We start from the raw sequence: 3,293 nt of genomic DNA on the forward strand, positions 1-3,293 counted from the left end.
GAACCATGGAGGATATGACAATGCAACCCACTGGATCTGGGCTTGGCCAAATGCCAAGGTTACGTCGATTTGACGAAGTAGACACGGCTGCACCCCCGGCAAAAAAATCATGCTTACGGCAAGTTGAAGAAAGCGAGGTAGCCGAGAAATCTCTGCCATCCAGTTGCAAGCATGGTTGTTTTGATGCGACGGAGACGATATTTAAACATTCAATGGATCTTTTAAAAGCCAGAAGGATCAGGGTAGTTCCCGGTGAAAATTATTCAACAATTATAAAAAGTCTGTCATCTTTCAGAGACTTGATATCCTCTGAACTTCACCGTTTTACTCAGAATGCTGGAAATCCTGCTGCTGATGAACAAGGAGCAATGTATTCCCCTGAATCTCCGGCTTCAGAAAGAGCATCGACACCAACATCGCCAGGGACTGAATCATCCACTCCCGGTATCAAAACTTCGACTGAAGGCGTGGTACACGGTACCGGTGTCATTGCTACCCGGAGCTTTAAAAAAGATGAGGAAGTATGTCACTACGATGGACCACTGGTGTACAGAATCCGTAATTGTCATACCGGCAAATACCATGTCTTTACGATGAAGAATATGGGCAATAAGATCGATTTCCCGGAAAACGACTCCTATGTCGCCTGGTCGGGTGCTTTTATTGCAAAATCTGGCAGACCGGCCATTGAAATTGGCCGTGACGGTAAGAAGGATATCCGATTCCTGAATCACTCCAAGGAACCCAATGTCATGATCCGCTGTTCAGGCAGTGATACGGTAGAATGGGGGAATCAGGACAGTCTTCAGCTAGTGGTTGTCGCTATAAGCGATATAAAACCGGGGGAAGAGCTGCTATTCGATTACGATAAAAACAAGCAAGACTCTGAAATAGACTTCAGCAAGTCAGACGTAGAAATAGCAACCGAAAAACAAAAAAACAAAATAATCAACAGAGTTAAAAACCTGAATCAAAAAGGTTTACACACCGAAGAAAAAAGATCAGCCAGAACAATGCAAAAAGAGATTATACTGCCATCAGAGCTTGATGATGAAATTGGTGAGATCTTGGAAACGCTCCGCGAAGTTCGTCGTGCAAATTGTGCACCCGCAACGCTTGATGACATAAATAAAGAATTAGATTACTCTCAGAAGAGACTTCTCAATATCATTTTCTCTGATAATCCCTCAGTTTTAAAGGATCTGGCTTCACATTTATTTCCGGGAAAAACCGGACCAAAAAAACAAGCTTTTATGGAAAAATTAACCATTGAAAATATTGAACAATTGAAAACCTATTTATCTCGATCCATTTTTAATGGCAGTCAAACCTGGTTTAAGGTTCCAGAATTAAAACGACATATCTCTTCTTATAGATAGAATTAAAAAACGGCAGTTGATATCAATCATCTGCCGTTTTTTCGCAGGCTTTTAAAAGCCATTCAGGGCGTCAGGTTCCCTGTTGTTGCTATCAGTCCAGAATCTCTTCAGCGGCAGCAACAATATTTTCTACAGTAAACCCAAAGTATGGAAAGAGATCACCGGCCGGTGCAGACTCACCGAAAGTGGTCATGCCGATGACCCGTCCGTCCAGGCCAACGTACTTGTACCAGAAGTCAGCCGCAGCGGCTTCAATCGCGATACGGGCAGGGACTTCAAGAGGCAAAACCATCTGTTTGTATTGCGCATCCTGAGCATCGAAAACCTCAGTGGATGGCATGGATACAACGCGGACCTTACGGCCCTGAGCGGTCAGGGCAGCTTCAGCGTTCATGGCCAGTTCCACTTCAGAACCGGTAGCAATCAGGATCAGTTCAGGAGTACCTTCGCAATCCTTCAGTACATAACCACCACGGGCAATGTCCACTACCTGATCAGCTTCCCGGTGCATACAGGGCAGACCCTGACGGGAGAAGATCAGTGCAGTGGGGCCATCTTCACGCTCGATCGCATGTTTCCAGGCCACCGCCGATTCAACGGTGTCACAAGGACGCCATGCATTCACGTTAGGCGTCAGGCGCAGGCTGGCAATCTGTTCTACTGGCTGGTGTGTGGGACCGTCTTCACCCAGACCAATAGAGTCGTGAGTATAAACCAGAATACTGCGCTGCTTCATCAGAGCCGCCATGCGCACAGCGTTACAGGCGTATTCCATGAAGACCAGGAAGGTTGCACCGTAAGGTACGAAACCACCGTGCAAGGCGATACCGTTCATCATGGCGGTCATGCCGAATTCACGGACGCCGTAGAACACGTAGTTACCAGTGGCGTCAGCAGGCTTAACGCCTTTGGAACCACTCCACAGAGTCAGGTTGGAGCCCGCCAGATCAGCAGAACCACCCAGCAGTTCTGGCAACAGCGGACCAAAAGCATTCAGGGTGTTCTGGGAAGCCTTACGACTGGCGACTTTCTCGCCTTCTGCCTGACAGGACTTAATGAAGTCATCTGCCTTGGCAGAGAAGTCAGCAGGGAGTTCGCCTTTCTGACGACGAACAAATTCAGCCGCCAGTTCAGGGTGAGCAGACTGGTAAGCAGCAAACTTTTCGTTCCATACGGTTTCTTTAGCGGTACCGGTTTCTTTGGCATCCCAATGGCTGTAGATGTCGGACGGGATTTCAAAAGCAGGATGTTCCCAACCCAGACGCTCACGGGTTAATTTGATCTCTTCGTCACCCAGGGGGGCACCATGACACTCTTCCTTGCCTTCCTTGTTGGGAGAACCAAAACCGATGACAGTCTTGCAGCAGATCAGAGTAGGTTTGGTTTTTTCCGCACGGCCTGCTTCGATAGCAACACGTATTGCTTCAGGGTCATGACCGTCAACATTTGGAACAACGTGCCAGTTGTAGGCTTCGAAACGCTGCACGGTGTCGTCGGTGAACCAGCCTTCTACTTCGCCATCAATGGAGATACCATTGTCGTCGTAGAAAACGATCAGTTTACCCAGCTCCAGAGTGCCTGCCAGAGAGCACACCTCATGGGAAATACCTTCCATCATGCAGCCATCACCCATGAAGACATAGGTGTGGTGGTCAACAATGTTGTGACCTTCCCGGTTGAACTGAGCCGCCAAAGTCTTTTCGGCAACTGCCATACCCACGGCATTGGCAATACCCTGACCCAGAGGACCGGTAGTAGTCTCGATGCCCGGAGCGTAACCGTACTCAGGGTGGCCTGCGGTTTTGGAGTGCAACTGACGGAAGTTCTTGAGGTCTTCAACAGACACATCGTAACCGCTCAAATGCAGCAAAGAGTAAAGCAGCATGGAGCCGTGACCGTTGGACAGAACAAAAC

General features: G+C 48.3%; 2 protein-coding genes. One reads left to right on the top strand and one right to left on the bottom strand.

Annotated features, from left to right (window positions below; genetic code table 11):
* Window positions 1-1,379 (top strand): SET domain-containing protein (locus tag KDK18_RS06110; protein ID WP_257253961.1); only part of this gene is annotated, 1,379 nt, incomplete at its 5' end.
* Between the two features lie 91 nt (window positions 1,380-1,470).
* On the opposite strand, the gene tkt is transcribed toward KDK18_RS06110, so the two are convergent.
* Window positions 1,471-3,293, bottom strand: a 1,823-nt coding sequence (gene tkt / locus KDK18_RS06115; protein ID WP_257253962.1) for a transketolase, incomplete at its 5' end; no start/stop codon positions are given.

This window comes from Endozoicomonas sp. SESOKO3 (assembly GCF_024606255.1).